Source organism: Kribbella sp. NPDC048837 (genome assembly GCF_055586945.1).
The window spans coordinates 344027-360822 of the sequence record NZ_JBVJHF010000008.1 but is presented as its reverse complement, the minus strand read 5'-3'; the positions used below and the strand labels follow the sequence as shown (position 1 = coordinate 360822).

Below are 16796 nucleotides of genomic sequence, written 5' to 3'. Positions count from 1 at the left end.
CGTAATGGGAGGTGCATCGATGTACGATCCGGACCAGCTCCGGACGTTCCTGGCGGTGGCGCAGTCGCTGAGCTTCACCCAGGCGGCCGAGCGGCTGGGCATCCGGCAGCCGACGGTGAGTCAACATGTCCGCAAACTCGAGCTGGCCGTCGGGCGGCCGCTGTTCGTGCGGGACACCCGGACGGTGACGCTGACCGCGGACGGCGAGGCGATGGCCGGGTTCGCCCGGACAATCCTGGCCGCGCACGAGGAGGCGGCCGGCTACTTCACCGGCTCGGAGCTGCGCGGGCGGCTGCGGTTCGGGGTGACCGACGACCTGGCCCTGACCCCGCTGCCGCGGATCCTGCGCGACTTCCGTCAGCTCTACCCGCGGATCGACCTCGAGCTGACCGTCGCCCAGAGCCCGAACCTGCTCCGCCGGGTCGAGTCCGGGCACCTGGACCTCGCCTACGTGAAGCACGGCGCCGGAGGCGCCTACAACGGGCGGCTGGTACGGCGTGACCCGCTGGTCTGGGCCGGGATCGCCGGGACCCGGATCGCCCCCGACGGGCCGGTCCCGCTGGTCGCCTACCAGGCTCCGTCCCTCAGCCGCTCACTCGGCGTGCAGTCGCTCGAGCAGGCCGGCCGGTCCTGCCGGATCACGTGCATCGTCCGCGGCGTGAACGGCGTACTCGCGGCGGTCCGGGCCGGCCTCGGGATCGCGATCTTCGCCCGGTCGCTGATGCCCGCGGACCTGGTCGAGCCGCCGCCGAGCGCCGGGCTGCCGGAGCTGCTGCCGATCGACCTGGTGCTGATCACCAACCCGCGGGCCTCGAAGGAGCCGGCCGAGGCGCTCACGGCCGCCATCCTCGGCAGCAACGCCCCGCTCAAGCCGGACGCCGCCTAGACCAGGGCATCACCTCGGAAGACCAGGGCGAGGATGCTGACCGCGGCGATCGCGATCGTGATGAGGAACGGCGCGTCCCGCCAGGCCAGGATCACGATGAGCAGCCCGGCGACGAGAGCCAGCGCGATCCAGCCGACCACGCCGATCGCACCCGGCGGTGCGATCACCAGCAGCCCGGTCGCGGCCGCCAGCGGCACCGGCGCGAGCAGCCGGGCATAAGGCCCCAATCGTTGCGGCCAGCCCCTGACACCGGTCGCCAGGTCGTCGTCCAGGTCGGGTACGACGTTCGCCAGATGGGCACCGATACCGAGTAGGGCGCCCGCCGCGGTCGCCCACCACGGCGCCCAGACGTCGGCGGTGCCGAGCGTGACGAACGAGGGCAGTGCGCCGAACGCGACGGCGTACGGGAGCCAGGAGATCGCCGTCGACTTCAGCCCGAAGTTGTACGCCCAGGCGCAGGCGACGAAGAGCAGATGCACCAGTCCGGCCGCGATCCCGTTGGCGAGCGAGAGCGGGATGGTGACGACCAGCATGACGCCCGCGCCGATGGCGAGAGTACGACGACTCACCAGTCCACGCACCACGGGCTTGTCCTGGCGGTTCACAATGGTGTCGCGGGCGGCATCAATCGCGTCATTGCTCCAGCCGATCGAGAGGTGGCCGGTGAGGATCGTTGCTGCGACGAGGAGACATCCGGCCGGACTTCGCCCGGTCGACCAGGCCACGGCCGTGACCAGCGCGGTGACCGCGACCGTCGGTCCGGGGTGGCACGCGAGCGCGAGACCTTCGACGGTTCTCCACACGGGTCGGCTCACCGAAGTAACGATGCCACGATGACGCGGATCGCAGCGGTCCGGCCCGCGTTGCCGGCGTACCGCTATCCGCAGTCCGAGTTGACCGCCGCTTTCGCCGACATCTGCCTGCCGGACGGCAAGGGCACGGCGCTGCTCCGCCGGCTGCACGCGAACGCCGGGGTGTCGTTCCGGCATCTCGCGCTGCCGCTGGAGCAGTACGCCGTCCTGAAGGACTTCGGGGACGCGAACGACGCGTGGATCGCGGCGGCCGTGGATCTCGGGGCGGAGGCGGTCACGGGAGCGGTGAAGGCGGCCGGGCTGACGCTCGACGATGTCGACGTACTGATGTTCACCACGGTGACCGGGGTGGCGGCGCCGTCGATCGATGCGCGGGTCGCGATGCGGCTCGGGTTGCGGGACGACGTCAAGCGGCTCCCACTGTTCGGACTCGGGTGTGTGGGCGGGGCGGCGGGGATCGCCCGGTTGCATGACTATCTGCTCGGTCGGCCGACGCACGTGGCCGTACTGCTGTCAGTGGAGTTGTGCTCGTTGACGTTGCAGCGGGACGACTCGTCGCTGCCGAACCTCGTCGGTGGGGCGTTGTTCGGGGACGGCGCGGCGGCGGTGGTGCTGACCGGCTCGGAGCATCCGTCGGCGTCGGGGCCGTCGGTGGTGGCGACGCGGAGCCGGCTGTATCCGGACTCCGAGCGGGTGATGGGGTGGGACGTCGGGTCGGGCGGTTTCCGGATCGTGCTCGGGGCGGATGTGCCGGATGTGGTGCGCACCTATCTCGGTGACGATGTCCGGGGGTTTCTGGCCTCTCACGGGCTGACGGTGCCGGACATCGGGACGTGGGTGAGTCATCCGGGCGGACCGAAGGTGCTGGAGGCGGTGGCGGAGACTCTGGAGCTGCGGCCAGGAGCACTCGATCTGACCTGGAAGTCACTCGATGCGGTCGGCAACCTGTCGTCCTCCTCGGTGCTGCACGTGCTCGGTGACACCCTGCGGCTGGATCCTTCGGGAAGGGGTCTGTTGCTTGCGATGGGCCCGGGTTTCTGTTCCGAGCTCGTCCTGCTGGAGTGGTGATGTACGGCTGGTATCTGGGATTGGTGCTGCTGGTCGCCGCCGAGCGGGTGGCCGAGCTGGTGGTGTCGCTGCGCAACGCGCGCTGGAGCTTCGCCCGGGGCGGAGTGGAGTCGGGGCGCGGGCACTACCCGTTCATGGTCGCTCTGCACACGGGGTTGCTCGCCGCGTGCCTGGTTGAGGCGTTGCACCGCCCGTTCATCCCGGTGCTCGGGTGGACGATGCTCGCGGTGGTGTTGTTGTCGCAGGGGCTGCGGTGGTGGTGCATCGCGGTGCTCGGCCACCAATGGAACACCCGGGTGATCGTGGTGCCCGGATTGCATCTGGTTGCCCGTGGCCCCTATCGGTGGATCCGCCACCCGAACTACGTGGCTGTCGTCGCCGAGGGCATCGCGCTGCCCCTGGTCCACACCGCGTGGATCACCGCACTCGTCTTCACCGTCCTCAACATTCCCCTCCTCGCCATCCGGATCCGTACGGAGGAAACCGCCCTGAACTCCGCCCTGGTCAAGTGAACGGATCCGGTGGTGCCCGCTCGCCGCGGCCGGGCAGACCCGGCGCTTTCTCGGCGCGGCCGGGCAGACCCGGTGCCGGCTCGGCGCAGCCGGAGGTCGATCTGCTGGTGGCCGGTGCCGGACCCGCCGGCGCGGCCACGGCGATCCGGGCGACGCTCGCCGGACTCTCGGTCGTGGTCGTCGAGCCCCGCTCGGCCCCGATCGACAAGGCCTGCGGCGAAGGCATCGCCCACAGCGCCGCCTCCTACCTGACCCGGCTCGGCGTGACGCTGACCGGTCGGCCGTTCCACGGCATCCGGTACCTCGACGGTTGTCATCAGGTTGACGCGCGCTTCCGGCTCGGCCCCGGTCTGGGGGTCCGCCGTACTGTGCTCCACCAAGCTCTGACCGACCGCCTCGCCGACCTCGGCGTACCGGTGGTCCGGACCCGCGTCGGCCCGATCACCCAGAACACCACGTCGGTCACCGCCGCCGGTATCACCGCGCGCTATCTGGCCGCCGCCGACGGCCTCCACTCACCCGTCCGCCGTCAACTGTCCCTCTGCCGCCCACCCTCAGGCGACGTACGCCGAGGCCTCCGCCAACACTTCTCGGTAGTTCCCTGGACCGACCTCGTGGAGGTCTACTGGTCCAAGCTGGGCGAGGCCTACGTGACCCCGGTGGCCGACGACCTCGTCGGCGTCGCGATCCTCACGTCCGCCCGCGGCACCTTCGACTCCCACCTCGACGCCTTCCCCGCCCTCAAACGCCGCCTGTACGGCGCGCCGCCGGCGAGCTCCGTCATGGGTGCGGGCCCGCTCCGCCAACGCGTCCGCGGGCGGGTGGCCGGACGCGTCCTGCTCGTGGGCGACGCCGCCGGGTACGTCGACGCGCTGACCGGCGAGGGGATCGCGGTCGCCCTCCGGACCTCGGCGGAGTTGGTCGACTGCATCCGGAGGAACCATCCGGAGGACTACGAAGCGGCCTGGCGCCGCGTCTCGTGGGAGTGCCGGCTGCTCACCGGTTCGTTGCTCTGGGCCCGCAACAGATCGTTGCTCGCTCCCCGCATCGTTCCGGCGGCGGCCCGGCTGCCCGGCGTCTACGCGACGATCGTCAACCGGTTGGCCTGAAACATGCTTGGGGCCCGGCGATCGCTCAGACAATCGCCGGGCCCACACGCAGCCCGAGCTTCCTGGTGAAAAGCTCGGACCAGCCGTTCCAGCCTCCTGGTGAAAGGCTGGACCGGTGCCCCAGCTTCCTGGTGAAAAGCTGGGACAGTCCTTGGGGGTCGTGCTCGGTGTTTCTGAGGAAGACTTAATCAGTCGGATGTTGCCCATCCGTTGCCGGAATATGAAGCCTTGTTACACAGCGCTGTGGCATAGATCTCAGCGTTCTCGGGAACTCGCGAGAAGGTTCCGAAGCGTGGGATTCAGTGCTCTGTCCGCACGGCCGCGATCTGCAGTTGCAACGCCAGACGCTCCCGCGGATCCGACAGATCGAGTTCCGCGATTTCGCCGATCCGCTTCATCCGGTGCCGCAAGGTGTTGGTGTGCAGGTGCAGCTCTCGCGCCGCTCGTTGCGGCTGGCCCGGATAGTCGAGCCACGCCTGCAACGTGTCCACGAATCCGGTGTCGTGCTCGATGTCGTGCCGCAGCAGGGTGGCGAGTGGTCCGTCCATCTTCGTGGTGTCGAGCGAGGTGACCGCTCGGTGAACAGTCAGCACATGCCACGCCTCCTCCACGCGCAACGCCGGTCCGGGTGCCGCACCCCGGCGTACCAGGTTGAGCAGCTCGACCGCCTCGGCCCGGGAACTCGGCAGATCGGCCGGACCGCGGGCCGGTCCACCTGCGGCGGCGAAGGTGCCTGGTGCGGTCTTGGCCTGCTCCACGACGAGCTTGCGCAGCCAGTTCCACGAACCTGGTCCGTCCGTGTCGGTGACCACTGCCAGCACAGTCCCGTCGAGGTCGGCCAGCTGTGGCTCGCTCCACCCGGACCTGCGACCCGTCGACTCCCACAGGTCGAGCTGCTGCGGTACGTCGTACCCGTCGGGCGAGCCGAGTGCGACGACGCGCCATGGCTGAGGTGGCAGCCGTACGTCGAGCGGATTGTCAGGGGAGAACTGCCGGAGGATCGTCCGCAGCCGGTCGATCGCACTGCGCCGCGCCACGTCCGCCTGTGCGCGCAGCCGAAGCAAGTGCAGCGCGAGCACCGATGCGGCGTTGCTGAGCTCCGCAGTGACCTCATCACTCACCGGACCATCCACGACGGCCCAGATGGATCCCAGCCACTCACCACCAGCCCGCACCGGTACGACGAGACGCGGGCGGATGCCGTTGGCCCCTTCCGGCACCAGGAACGGCTCGCTGGACCGGGCCAGCCGGCGAAAGATGCCACGGGCCCGGAAGTGTGCGATCACCTCGGCCGGCACCCGGCGGCCGACGATGGTGGAGACACGGGTCGGGTCGGTGAAGTCCTGACCGGAGGAGTACGCCAGGACGCGGGACTGGTTGTCCTCGATGGTCACCGGTGCGTCGACGATCGCAGCTGCGGCATCTGCGAGTGCGAACAGCTCCTGGTGGACTCCGGCGTCTCCAGCGGCGGGGGAGTCCGGTGCTGCGGCTCTGTCGATGACACCGCGGAGCAGCCAGACCACATGGGCCCAGGTGACGCTCGGCTGCAGTGCGACCAGGGTGAGCGGGGCCTGCTCGGCTGCGGCTACTACGGTTGGCTCGTGGGCGAGCGCCGTACGCAGGACCACTCCTGAGGCGTTGCCGGCCGCGCAGCGCTCTACCAGCTCGACAGCGTCCTCTGCGTCACGCAGACCGAGTCCCAGGACCAGATCGCCGGGCTGGCCGGTTGCGGGCTCCTGAGGGTCGGCCAGGAAGACGTCGCGGACCTCCCCGTCACCTTTGCCCGGCACCACCACCTCGAAGAGGGCTGGGCCGACGGCGACGATCAGGTCAGGCGCGGAGATCATGAGGTTATTGTGCTCTGAGCACAGTCATTTGTCCCATCAATGGTGTGATCGCACCATGACAGGCGCCGGTTGCCGACGGACCATCGATACATGGTCGCTGTTGGTTCCACTCACATCGTTCCCGATCGCGTCGCTGTCGTCGGCGCGGGCATGGTCGGACTCGCCACCGCCTGGTTCCTCCAGGAGGCCGGCGTCGAGGTCACCGTGCTCGATCGCGAAGGCGTCGCCGCGGGCGCGTCCTGGGGCAACGCCGGCTGGCTGACGCCCGGCCTGGCCACCCCGCTGCCGGAGCCGGCCGTCCTCAAGTACGGCGTCCGTGCGGTGCTGAGCCCCTCCTCACCGGTGTACGTCCCGCCGACCGCGAGCCCGCGGCTCCTCAAGTTCCTCACCCGCTTCGCTCGCAACAGCACCGCCGGACGCTGGAAGACCGCGATGGAGTCGCTGGTCCCGATCAACCGGCAGGCCCTGAACGCGTTCGACCTGCTGGCCAAGGCCGGCGTCGAGGCCGAGACGTACGAGGCCAAGTCGTTCCTGGCGGCGTACCGGACCGAGGCCGAGCGGAGCGTGCTGCTCGAGGAGATCGAGCACATCCACGCGGCCGGTCAGGGCATCGAGTTCGAGCCGATCAGCGGTGACGACGCCCGCGAGATCGAGCCGTCGCTGTCCGACGAGATCGGCGCCGCGATCCGGCTGCACGGGCAGCGCTTCATCAACCCGGGCGAGTACGTCCAGGTGCTGGCCGACTCGGTGATCGCCCGCGGCGGGCAGATCATCAGCGGTGTCGTGGTGAAGGACATCGTCGAGGAGATCCGCGGCGTCCGCCTGGTCACCGGCGACGGTGAGACCGACCCCTTCGACGCCGTGGTGATGGCGACCGGCGCGTGGCTGAACGACCTGGCGCGCGACTTCGGCGTACGGACTGTCGTGCAGGCCGGGCGTGGGTACAGCTTCAGCGTGCCGATCGCGCACGTGCCGGCCGGCCCGGTGTACTTCCCGGCGCAGCGGATCGCCTGCACGCCGCTGGGCGACCGGCTCCGGGTCGCCGGGATGATGGAGTTCCGCAAGCCCGAGGCGAAGCTCGACCCGCGCCGGATCGACGCGATCGTCGAGGCCGCCCGGCCGCTGCTGCGCGACGCCGACCTGGACGCGCGGACCTTCGAGTGGGTCGGCCCGCGGCCGTGCACGCCGGACGGCCTGCCGCTGATCGGCGCGACCGCGTCGCCGCGGGTCTTCGCCGCCGGCGGTCACGGGATGTGGGGGATCACCCTCGGCCCGATCACCGGGCAACTGCTGGCCGAGACCATCACGACCGGACGCACCCCGGAGGAGCTCCGGCCCTTCAACCCGCTGCGCTGACACCCCTTTGCGCTGACATGTCTGTCCCGCGCTGACGTCGACGGACGGACCACAGGTCCTCCACCCTGCGCTGACCACACCTCGAGCGGCATAGTCCACGGTGATCCCGACCGGGCGGCCCAACCTCACCTGCCCGCGCGTCTTCGGCTCACCCCTGCCGCCCCGGTCGGCCCCGGAGCGGGCCCTGGCTGAGATCCCCTGCCCAGGGCCCGCTCCGTTCTCGTTTTCTGTCGGTGCTCGGTGACATGGTGTCCTCCTCGACGACGAGGAGGGGTACTCATGGTGCTGCGGTGGTACACGGTGGTGGTCGATTGCCGCGACGTGCGGAAGCAGGCCGCCTGGTGGGCCGAGGCGCTCGGCTGGAAGACGATCTACGAGACCGACGACGAGTGTGTGAACATCCCCGGCTGGGTGGACGAGCAGGCCATGCGCGAGACACCGTGGGAGCGGATCGGCCCGGGCATGGTGTTCGTCCCGGTGCCGGAGGGCAAGACCGTGAAGAACCGTCTGCACTTCGACTTCGCCCCACACACCAGCCAGGACCGCGACGCGGAGATCGCCCGCCTGGAGGACCTCGGCGCCACCCGGGTCGACGTCGGCCAGCCCGCCGACGCGTCCTTCACCGTCCTCGCCGACCCCGAAGGCAACGAGTTCTGCGTCCTCAGCTCCCGCGATTCCTGACCGTCCCGCCGTTGTCGGGCTGACGAGCTGTTGCCGAGCGGGGTTCGGCGGGAGAGCATCGGCACAACTCGTACGACGTACGGAGGCAGCCGATGTCCGACGTGAACGAACGACCGCCGGCCCCGGTGCCGCAAGCCGGCCACGCCGTGCGGCCTGCGCCCCAACCCGGTCCTCCGCCCGCGCCGCGACGCCGCAGCCGACCCGGAGATGCGCCGAGTTGGACGGTGAAGGCGCGGCCGATCGTCGACATCACCGCTCGCATCCTCTGCCTGCTGCTCGGGGCCGCGCTGGTGGTTGCCGGAGTCGTCGGGCTCTTCACCGACGTCAGTGAAGGCGCTCTGATCACCGTCCTCGCCGCCGGTCTGCTGCTCCTGATCATGCCGTCGATCGTGGACCGGATCCGCAGGCTGAAACTCGGCGCGTTCGAGGTAGAGCTGCTCCGCCAGATCGCGGAGAGCGCGCGGAAGACCGCCGAGTCGCTGCGGCGGCTCGGGATGGAGCCGGAGCTCGACGCCTACGCGACCATCTACACCGAGCTGAACAGTCCGGAACTGAAGGCCGTCCGCGGACAGGTTCTCGATCGCATCGTCCAGCGGGTGTCCCAGGCCGCCGCGGTCGAGAAGTTCGACAGGGACGAAGTCAAAGACCTCTTCCTGCACGGCTCACCCGTCGTGCGGGTGGTCGCCCTCGGCCTGATGGAAGGCGACCTCTCGCTGATCGACAGCGAGGTGCTGGTCGACGCGGTCAACCGGTCGCTCACCGGCAACGAGCAGTACCACGCCCTGAGGATCGTCCGGGACGGTTGGGGGCGGCTCACGTCCGCCGAACGCAGCCAACTGCTCGCGGCGATCACGGCCAACCCGCAGATCGAGCGGGGTCCGGACCGGCGCGCGATGGCCGAAGCCATCGGCGAGATCGCCGGGACCCCGATCACCTGGCTCCGCCCGGCAACAAGAAATCCGGGGGCTCGCTGAGCCCCCGGATTTGATGAACTACCGACCGCCCCGGCTTGACTGCCTGACCGGCGACGGCCGTCGTGGGTGAATCAGTGCGTGTGCGGCTCGCTGCCGTGCTCCGCCTCGTGGGCGGCGATCTGGGCGCGGACCTCTTCCATGTCGACCGCACGGAGCTGGCCGATCAGGTCTTCCAGGTTGGCGGCCGGGAGGGCGCCGGGCTGGGAGTAGAGGACGACGCCGTCGCGCACCGCCATCAGGGTCGGGATCGACCGGATGTCGAACGCCTGCGCCAGCTCGACCTGCGCCTCGGTGTCCACCTTGCCGAACGTGATGTCCGCGTGCTCCTCGGACGACTTCTCGAACACGGGTCCGAACATCTTGCACGGGCCACACCACTCTGCCCAGAAATCAACCAGGATGAGGCCGTCTTTACCGACCACCTCGTTGAAGTTCTCCTGGGTCAGCTCGACCGTTGCCACTACGACCTCCGAAAATAGACGACTACAGCGATCTCAACACCGCACTGGTCCCGAGTGTTCCCGGACGTACGCCGGACCGGCCGCACCACGTCGTACGCGCGTTTGAAATGACCGGAATCCGGAACCGGGTCTGTGACCTGGGCCACGCTGTCAGATCGGGCTGTCCACGAAGGGTGACGCGTAGTCGTGCACCTCCCCGAGGATCGAGGCGGCGGCCTCCGGAGTGAGGTCGGCCCGCTCACGCTCGGCCACGATCATCTGCTGCAGCAGCCGGGTCTCGCCGGCCGTCGCCAGGCCGGTGATCTCCGGATGCCCGTTCAGCAGCCAGGCGGTCGCGGCGGTGATGTAGCGCTGCTCGTCGAAGGGCCGGTACCAGGTGTCGTAGGCCTTCTCCTCGCCTTCGCGCCAATTGCGCCGCGCAATCATCTTGATCGTCATCAGCGCGGCATCGGACGCCTTTACCGCTTCCACCAGGGCCGCATAATCCGCGGCGTACTGCGGGTCCGTCGAGAGCCGGTAATTGAGTGGTGTGAGCACGCTGTCGAAATCGAACCGGCGCAGGCCCTCGGTGTGCACCGACGGCGCCTTCTCGGTGTGTCCGGTGATGCCGATCGCCCGGACCATACCTTCGTCCTTGGCCCGGATCGCCGCCTCCAGCGAGCCGCCCTTGCCGGTGACGAGGTCGAGGTTCTCCAGATCGCAGACCGCGTGCATCTGGATGAGATCGAGGTGATCGGTCTGCAGCCGCTCCAGCGATCGGTTGATCTCGCTCCAGGCCTCCTCGAAGGTCCGGCGGCCGGTCTTGGTGGCGAGGAAGATGCGGTCCCGGATCTCCGGCATCCGCGGGCCGAGCCGGAGCTCGGCGTCGCCGTAGTCCGCGGCCACGTCGAAGTGGTTGATACCGGCGTCGAGGGCCTCCTGGATCGAGGCATCGGCCCGATCCTGGTCGACCCCGCCGAGCGACGCGGCGCCATAGATCAGTACCGAGCTCTCGTGGCCGAGTCTGCCCAGTCGGCGAGTTTCCATCCTGGTCCTCCAGGGGTAGCAGGGTTACCCCGACCTTATGCCCACCGACGGCGCTGGCAAGCGGTTGTCCACAGCCGAATTCGATGTCTCGCCACGCGAGAGTTTTCCACAGGCAACGCCACGGATCAGTTACACTGAGTGATCGGTTGGTGTGCTCTCATACCATGTTCTTCGCACGGGTTTTCGGTCCTGTCCTCGGCGTGTGGCATGGTGTGCGCTGCCCTGTGGACCGGAGTGGGTATAGGAGAGGAGCTATGAGGACGGTACCGAAGGTGTCACTCTTGCCCGATGAGGGTGGCACTGCCCGCGAGCCGGGTAACAGTATGGCTGCGGGGAGCGATGGAGCATCCGGATCCTGGTCTCAGGTCTCCCGGTGGACAGTTGCGTGCCGTATCCTCCCGGCTACTGTCCGCGTAACTGCTGTCTGAGGGGCGGGTAGCGATGAGTTGGTGGCGAACGATACTGAATCTGCCGCCAAAAGGTGAGCACTGGTCGGACCAACGGCGTACGAAGAAGCCTGGAAAGGGTCGCCCGCAGAGCACCGCACCGGAGTGGTGGTCCCACCCCGATGGACCGGTGTCACCCACCCCTCGCCAGGCACAGGGCGTAGCGGCGCAGTACTCGGCACCGCAGGCCCCACCGCCGGCCGGTGGCGTGATGGCACCGCCCCGTCGTCCGTCGTCGTCCCGCCAGCCGGAGGGCGAGCCGGGGCACCGGCCACCCGAACGTTTGAAACCGCGTTCTCCGCACGGTACGCAGGCGGCACCGGCTCCGGCGGCCCGCGAGGTGCTCGCGCCCGGCCAGGCGCCTTGGTCGACCGAGCCCGAGTCGTCGTTCTCCACCTGGGCCCGGCGGTTCTTCCGCGGCCTGGTGGTCGTCGTGCTGCTGCTGGCGGCGATCAGCGGTATCCGCTCCTGGATCAGCCCGAACAAGGCCCCGGAGACAGTGGTCAGCGGGCAGAGCAGTTTCCCGTCCGACGAGGCCCGCGCGGTCGCGACCCGGTACGCCGTCTCCTATCTCACCTGGGACGAGGACAACGCCGACGCGCGCCCGGCCCAGATCGGCCTCGATCTGGCCGCCGGCCTGGACACCCGGGCCGGGTGGAACGGTCGCGGCAAGCAGACCGCCGAGGTCGCGTACCCGGGTGAGGTCAAGCCCGACGCGAACGGCGTCACCGCCGTGGTCGACGTCCGGGTGCAGGTCTACACCTTCGTGAAGAAGGGCGGGGTGTGGGCCGCCGGTCCGGCCTCGTGGGAGCGGCTGTCGGTGCCGGTCGCCAAGACCGCTTCGCGGGTGGTGGCCAGCGGGCCGCCGACGTTCGTACCGGACGAGCGGGCCGCGCTGCCCGACAACATGCCGGAAGCCGGCGTGCCGGACGACGACCTGACCGCTGCAACGCAGAAGGACGCGGAGGCGTTCTTCAGTGCGTACGCCGAGTCCGACAACAAGGTGTCGGCGGTGACCGCGCCGGGCTCGACCATTCGCAGTCTCAACGGGGCGGTGAAGTTCGGCGAGTTGAAGGACTGGCAGGTCTTCACCGGCAACGACGACGAGCGGCGGGCGACCGCGGCCGTCACCTGGGACGGGGCGGGGAACACCACCCTGGACCAGACCTACACGCTCACGTTGAGGCGTACTGTCGCCACGGACGGAGCACAACGATGGCAAGTGGCTGCCGTCGGATGACATCAGCGACCAGCCGTCGGATGACCGAGGCAACAAGGGAGACACCGCAATGATGACGCACGAACTGGCCGCGAGCGTGGTTCAGCTCGCCGTGCCGATGGCCGACAGCAACGTTCCGACGGGCGCGGATTTCAAAGACTGGGTCCTGGTCATCGCGGGGAACATCTTTATCGCCATCCTCGTGCTGCGCGCCATCGGCCACTACTTCAAGCGCGAGTGGGGCGAGCTCTTCGGCCACATCGCGGCCGGAGTGCTGGTCGGTGGGCTGATCTATGCCAACAACCAGACCATCAATGTGCTCAAGGGCTTCTGGGGATTGCTGTCCGGAGGTAATTGATGCGCGTCGGCCGTACCCTGACCCACCACTTCGAGATCGAGACGCGGCAGTACGACCTGCTCGGCATCGACCTCGGAGAAGGCGCCCGGCGCCGGATGATCATCTTCGGAGCAGTCGTCATCCTGCTCTGGATCGCCATCTTGTTCCCCTTCATCGGCGTGCCGCAGAAGGGGACCGTCAGTCTGTACGTCGTGCCGCCGTTCGTGATCACCGCGTTCGGCTGGCGACCCGGCAAGTTCCACGAACGCCGCCGCCGCGTGACCGAGTGGGCGTTGTCGGTCCGCTACGCGTTGCGGGCCCACCGCCCGATCATCGGTCTCGGCGCCCGGGCCGCCGACAAGACGGAGTACTTGCCATGGCGTGAGCGCATCGCGACCCAGAAGGTGGCCAACCTGGCGAAGGCCAGAGTGACGCCGGAGTGGGAACGCGAGGTCGTGGTGGAGCTGGATCCGATGGTCCGCGCGGGCGCGGACATCACCGTGAACCAGCGTGCCCGCCTGCTCGGGGCGGACCACGTGCAGCGGGTCAGTCGCAGGAACTCGTCCGGCCGATCGGAGAGGCAGGGGCAACGATGAAGATCGCTGACAAACTCCTGAACCTGGTGGGGGTCGGCCGCGAACGCGGTCTGCCGCCGCCGCGCCTGGTCGCCATCGCCGACGGCCTGCTGGTCACCGAACGCAGTGCCGAAGCGTGGTTCCTGATCTCCGTGGCGAACACCGACCTGGCCACCGAGGCCGAGCAGGACGCCGCCCTGGACGCCGCGGTGAGCGCCGCCGCGACCATCCTCGGCGACCGGCTCAGCCACCTGAAGGTCGTCTGGGGCCGTTCCACCGGCCAGGACTACATCGACAGCGTCGGCGGCCACTACCGGCTCGGCGACCACGAGGCGTGGGCACAGACCCGCGCCGACCGGATCGACGAGATGAGGATGCCGGAGCGGTACGTCGCTCTCGGCGTTCACCTGTCCGACCGCGACCCGCGCGCCACCGCCCAGGTCCGCGGTTCGATCAGCGACGCCCTCGGGACGACGTCGTGGCGGGTCAGCGCCCGTGAGCTGGCGCACCTCGACGAACGCGTCCGCAAGCTCGGCCGGCAGCTCGGCTCCACCGTCTGGCGGGCGCACACCGCGCCGGCCGAGGTGATCTCGTGGCTGATCAGCCGTGAGATGCACCGTGGTGCCGTGGCCGCGCCCCGCCGTGGTCTGATCACCGGTGCGTCGCTGGCCCGGCTCACGTCGGGTCGCGTGGTGCCGTATACCGATCATTTGCGGATCTTCGACGCCCGCGGCCAGATCGCGGCGTACACGACCGTTCTGGCGATGACCGACTTCCCCGAGGAGCTCGAGACCCCGGGCGCGGGGGAGTGGCTTCGCACGTTGTCCGAGATCAAGGCGATCGACGACGACGGCGAGGAGATCGACGTCACCGTGGAGGCGTCCGTACGCTTCCGCGTGCTGACCAAGAAGACGGCGCGGAACCTGGTCGACGAGACCCGGAAGAGCGCCAAGGAACAACGCAGGTCCGCAGCCAAGGGCACCGCGGAGGAGACCGCCGACGAGATCGTCGAGACCGAGCGCGTCATGCGCGAGGTCAAGCGCGACATCAACCGCAGCGGTTTGACCCTTGTCGAGGACCACCCCCGTCTGCTGGTCAGCGCGGACACCCGCGAGGACCTCGAGGCGTACGTCGACGCAGTCATCGCGCACTACGCCGACCGCGGCATCACCGTGGCCGCCGGTGCGGACGAGCAGCGCGATCTCTGGCTGGAATCCCTGCCCGGCGACCAGTTGCGCGTCCCCGACCTCGGCCACGTCCGGGAGTCGACCGCGTTCTTCGGGTCCTGGTTCTGGGGCGGTGCGTCGATCGGTGACGCCACCGGTCCGGCGATCGGGTATCTGACCGGCTCCACGCCCGGTCTGGTGCGTTTCGACGCGGCTGCCGGTTCTGCACTCGGTGACGCGACGACCACCTTGTTCTTGGGGCGGTCCGGTCGAGGCAAGACGACCGCCGCGATGCTCGGTGGTCTCGACTCCGCATTCGCCGGCGCTTGGGTGCCTCTGCTCGACCTGAAGGGTGACGCGGCCGGTGTGTCCGCGGTCGCGGCGGAGTACGGCGTACCCACTGCTGTTATTGAGATCACGGCGCAGTTCTCGGGTGCTGCTGACCTGCTGCGTGTGCTGCCTGTGGACGATGCTTTGCTGCAGGCTCCTTCGCAGCTGATGCTGTTGCTGCCGCCGCATCTGCGTGGTGCGGCCGAGGCGCCGGTCATGGCCGCGACGCGTGCGGAGATCCAGTCGCCCGACCCGTCGTCGTGGGGTGTGATCCAGCGGCTGTGCGCCTCCGACTCGGAGACCACGCGTACGGTCGGCTTCGCACTGCGGGACCTGGTCGAGACGGGCCTCGGCTCGGTCGTCGCCGGCCCGCCGTCCGGCCTGTCCTCGCTGACCACCAACCCGGGTCTCTGGGTCGTCCAGATGCCGGGCCTCACCCTGCCCTCGCCCGAGTCCGCACCGGAATCCTGGTCGCCGATCGAGCGTGTCGGTATGGCCTGTCTCCGCGGCTGCCTCGCCTGGATGGTCCGTACGACGGGCCGCCGCGAGTTCCGCGGTCGCTCGAAGGTCGTCATCGTGCCCGAGGTGCACCTGCTGACGAAGACCCCCGACGGCGCGTCCTTCCTCGACTACATCGCCCGTGTCGGCCGTGCCCTCGGCGCCTCACTCGTCCTGGACACCCAGGACCCGGCGTCGATCCTCAAGCTGCCCGGTCTGGTCGAGCAGATCACCACCCTGTTCGCCTTCAGCCTGCGCTCCCGTGAACAGGTCGACTCCCTCCTCGAGCTCCTCGGCCGCCCGCAGACAGCGCCGTACCAAACCCTGGTCCGCGGCATCAACACCGCCGCCAACGGCAAGTCCATCCGCCACGGCCACTGCATCATGCGAGACCGCTGGGACGAGGTCGCCACCGTCCAGATCGACATCCCCAGCCAGCAGGTAGCAGCCCTCCTCCGCACCACCCCCGAATCCGAACACGCCAACGAACCCACCCAACCCGTCCTCGCCGCCCCCACCCCCGAGGACCCCTTCGCCGACGACGCCTTCGACGAACCCCTCACCCCCGCCGCCACCGCCACAGCCCAAGCCGAAGCCCACACCCAGCCCGCCGCCCCTGGGTCCAACGGCCACTCCCCGACCCCCGCGCCCAACGGCCAGTCCCCGGCCCCCGCGGCCTACGCCCAAGCTCCTGAGCACCAGGCACCCGCGTCGAACGGCCAGTCCTCGCCGCATGCGGTGTACGCCCAAACTCCCGAGCCCCACGCACCTGCGTCCAACGGTCAGTCCCCGGCCGCCTCGGCCAACGGCCACTCGCAGGCCCCCGCCGCCAACGGCCAGTCCCCGGCACCTGGGGCCTACGCCCAAGCTCCTGAGCCTCACGCACCCGCGTCGAACGGCCAGTCCTCGCCGCATGCGGCGTACGCCGAGCCTGAGGCCTACGCCCGGCCCTCCGAGCCCTCGGCACCCGCGCCCCAGGCCCCGGCACCCCAGCCCACCGCCGGCCCAGCCTCGACGCAGCCGTCCGCAGCGCCATCAGCCGACCTCCCGCCCACACCCCCGATGGCGCCGGCCGAGCCCCACCCAGCCTCAGCTGAACCGCCGGCGGCCCCCGTGGCCCAGCAAAACGGCCACCCAGCCACCCCGAACGGCCACGACCACCAGCACGCCCACCCCGCCCGCTACGAATCCCCCATTGGCCCCGACGAGGTCTACGACCAAGAAGCCGACGAAGCCGCCTACAACGAAGCCATGTACCCGGCCTACGGCGACGACCCCTCCGACAACGCAGACAACAACGCCGACCGCCCCACCTCCGGCAACAAGGAGCACGTCGCATGACGTGGGCCCGCCGCCTCCGCACGGCGACGACGGTCCTCTGCGTCTCCTTCATCATCACCGCCCAGGTAGCCCTGGCTGCCGACCCCAACCAGGGCCCCACCAACCCCACCGGCTTCGCAGACCTACTCCCAACCCCCGACCTAACCCACGGC

The 16796-nt window shown here is 69.5% G+C and carries 15 protein-coding genes; 11 read left to right on the top strand and 4 right to left on the bottom strand.

The features are described 5' to 3' along the window. Positions 1–19: 19 nt before the first annotated feature. Positions 20–886: a LysR substrate-binding domain-containing protein gene (locus ACZ6O0_RS33960; RefSeq protein WP_465769119.1), complete on the top strand. Its 867-nt coding sequence runs from the start codon at positions 20–22 to the stop codon at positions 884–886. On the opposite strand, the gene ACZ6O0_RS33955 is transcribed toward ACZ6O0_RS33960, so the two are convergent. Beyond that, on the bottom strand, positions 883–1701 hold the full coding sequence (locus ACZ6O0_RS33955) for a UbiA family prenyltransferase (protein ID WP_465769118.1): 819 nt from the start codon (positions 1699–1701) through the stop codon (positions 883–885). The genes ACZ6O0_RS33960 and ACZ6O0_RS33955 overlap by 4 nt on opposite strands. 18 nt (positions 1702–1719) lie before the next feature. Between ACZ6O0_RS33955 and ACZ6O0_RS33950 the strand changes: the two genes are divergently transcribed. The 3 genes from ACZ6O0_RS33950 to ACZ6O0_RS33940 are packed head-to-tail and all read left to right on the top strand — an operon-like array spanning position 1720 to position 4387. Next, the gene (locus ACZ6O0_RS33950) at positions 1720–2766 is read left to right on the top strand and encodes a type III polyketide synthase (RefSeq protein ID WP_465769117.1); all 1047 of its coding nucleotides are present in this window, start codon (positions 1720–1722) and stop codon (positions 2764–2766) included. After that, positions 2766–3278: an isoprenylcysteine carboxyl methyltransferase family protein gene (locus ACZ6O0_RS33945; RefSeq protein WP_465769116.1), complete on the top strand. Its 513-nt coding sequence runs from the start codon at positions 2766–2768 to the stop codon at positions 3276–3278. The genes ACZ6O0_RS33950 and ACZ6O0_RS33945 overlap by 1 nt, the downstream gene beginning before the upstream one ends. After that, positions 3275–4387 (top strand): NAD(P)/FAD-dependent oxidoreductase, encoded by a 1113-nt coding sequence (locus ACZ6O0_RS33940; RefSeq protein WP_465769115.1) that lies wholly within the window; start codon positions 3275–3277, stop codon positions 4385–4387. Before ACZ6O0_RS33945 ends, ACZ6O0_RS33940 begins: the two co-directional genes overlap by 4 nt. Positions 4388–4686: 299 nt before the next feature. On the opposite strand, the gene ACZ6O0_RS33935 is transcribed toward ACZ6O0_RS33940, so the two are convergent. Further along, positions 4687–6234, bottom strand: coding sequence for a PucR family transcriptional regulator (locus tag ACZ6O0_RS33935; protein WP_465769114.1), 1548 nt, complete (start codon positions 6232–6234; stop codon positions 4687–4689). A gap of 90 nt (positions 6235–6324) precedes the next feature. On the opposite strand from ACZ6O0_RS33935, the gene ACZ6O0_RS33930 reads away from it, so the two are divergent. The 3 genes from ACZ6O0_RS33930 (at position 6325) to ACZ6O0_RS33920 (ending at position 9245) form a co-directional block, all read left to right on the top strand. After that, positions 6325–7590: an NAD(P)/FAD-dependent oxidoreductase gene (locus ACZ6O0_RS33930; protein ID WP_465769113.1), complete on the top strand. Its 1266-nt coding sequence runs from the start codon at positions 6325–6327 to the stop codon at positions 7588–7590. Between the two features lie 279 nt (positions 7591–7869). Further along, the gene (locus ACZ6O0_RS33925) at positions 7870–8271 is read left to right on the top strand and encodes a VOC family protein (RefSeq protein ID WP_465769112.1); all 402 of its coding nucleotides are present in this window, start codon (positions 7870–7872) and stop codon (positions 8269–8271) included. A gap of 224 nt (positions 8272–8495) precedes the next feature. Further along, the gene (locus tag ACZ6O0_RS33920) at positions 8496–9245 is read left to right on the top strand and encodes a hypothetical protein (protein WP_465769111.1); all 750 of its coding nucleotides are present in this window, start codon (positions 8496–8498) and stop codon (positions 9243–9245) included. A gap of 71 nt (positions 9246–9316) precedes the next feature. On the opposite strand, the gene trxA is transcribed toward ACZ6O0_RS33920, so the two are convergent. Both trxA and ACZ6O0_RS33910 read right to left on the bottom strand, forming a co-directional pair. Further along, positions 9317–9706 (bottom strand): thioredoxin, encoded by a 390-nt coding sequence (gene trxA / locus ACZ6O0_RS33915; protein WP_465769110.1) that lies wholly within the window; start codon positions 9704–9706, stop codon positions 9317–9319. A gap of 150 nt (positions 9707–9856) precedes the next feature. Beyond that, positions 9857–10732 (bottom strand): aldo/keto reductase, encoded by an 876-nt coding sequence (locus ACZ6O0_RS33910; protein WP_465769109.1) that lies wholly within the window; start codon positions 10730–10732, stop codon positions 9857–9859. Between the two features lie 576 nt (positions 10733–11308). On the opposite strand from ACZ6O0_RS33910, the gene ACZ6O0_RS33905 reads away from it, so the two are divergent. The 4 genes from ACZ6O0_RS33905 to ACZ6O0_RS33890 are packed head-to-tail and all read left to right on the top strand — an operon-like array spanning position 11309 to position 16644. Then, positions 11309–12418, top strand: coding sequence for a conjugal transfer protein (locus ACZ6O0_RS33905; protein WP_465769108.1), 1110 nt, complete (start codon positions 11309–11311; stop codon positions 12416–12418). Positions 12419–12467: 49 nt separating this feature from the next. Next, positions 12468–12755 (top strand): hypothetical protein, encoded by a 288-nt coding sequence (locus ACZ6O0_RS33900; protein ID WP_132157243.1) that lies wholly within the window; start codon positions 12468–12470, stop codon positions 12753–12755. Then, complete coding sequence (locus tag ACZ6O0_RS33895; RefSeq protein WP_465769107.1) at positions 12755–13330, top strand: hypothetical protein; 576 nt, start codon at positions 12755–12757, stop codon at positions 13328–13330. Before ACZ6O0_RS33900 ends, ACZ6O0_RS33895 begins: the two co-directional genes overlap by 1 nt. Beyond that, positions 13327–16644, top strand: coding sequence for an ATP-binding protein (locus ACZ6O0_RS33890; RefSeq protein WP_465769106.1), 3318 nt, complete (start codon positions 13327–13329; stop codon positions 16642–16644). The genes ACZ6O0_RS33895 and ACZ6O0_RS33890 overlap by 4 nt, the downstream gene beginning before the upstream one ends. The last annotated feature ends 152 nt before the right edge of the window (positions 16645–16796 follow it).

Excerpts from the sequence above, each read along its gene's own strand:
- ACZ6O0_RS33960 (WP_465769119.1), top strand. The coding sequence starts at position 20 with ATGTACGATCCGGACCAGCTCCGGACGTTCCTGGCGGTGGCGCAGTCG.
- ACZ6O0_RS33950 (WP_465769117.1), top strand. The coding sequence starts at position 1,720 with ATGACGCGGATCGCAGCGGTCCGGCCCGCGTTGCCGGCGTACCGCTAT.
- ACZ6O0_RS33945 (WP_465769116.1), top strand. The coding sequence starts at position 2,766 with ATGTACGGCTGGTATCTGGGATTGGTGCTGCTGGTCGCCGCCGAGCGG.
- ACZ6O0_RS33935 (WP_465769114.1), bottom strand. The coding sequence starts at position 6,234 with ATGATCTCCGCGCCTGACCTGATCGTCGCCGTCGGCCCAGCCCTCTTC.
- ACZ6O0_RS33930 (WP_465769113.1), top strand. The coding sequence starts at position 6,325 with ATGGTCGCTGTTGGTTCCACTCACATCGTTCCCGATCGCGTCGCTGTC.
- ACZ6O0_RS33925 (WP_465769112.1), top strand. The coding sequence starts at position 7,870 with ATGGTGCTGCGGTGGTACACGGTGGTGGTCGATTGCCGCGACGTGCGG.
- ACZ6O0_RS33910 (WP_465769109.1), bottom strand. The coding sequence starts at position 10,732 with ATGGAAACTCGCCGACTGGGCAGACTCGGCCACGAGAGCTCGGTACTG.
- ACZ6O0_RS33900 (WP_132157243.1), top strand. The coding sequence starts at position 12,468 with ATGATGACGCACGAACTGGCCGCGAGCGTGGTTCAGCTCGCCGTGCCG.
- ACZ6O0_RS33895 (WP_465769107.1), top strand. The coding sequence starts at position 12,755 with ATGCGCGTCGGCCGTACCCTGACCCACCACTTCGAGATCGAGACGCGG.
- ACZ6O0_RS33890 (WP_465769106.1), top strand. The coding sequence starts at position 13,327 with ATGAAGATCGCTGACAAACTCCTGAACCTGGTGGGGGTCGGCCGCGAA.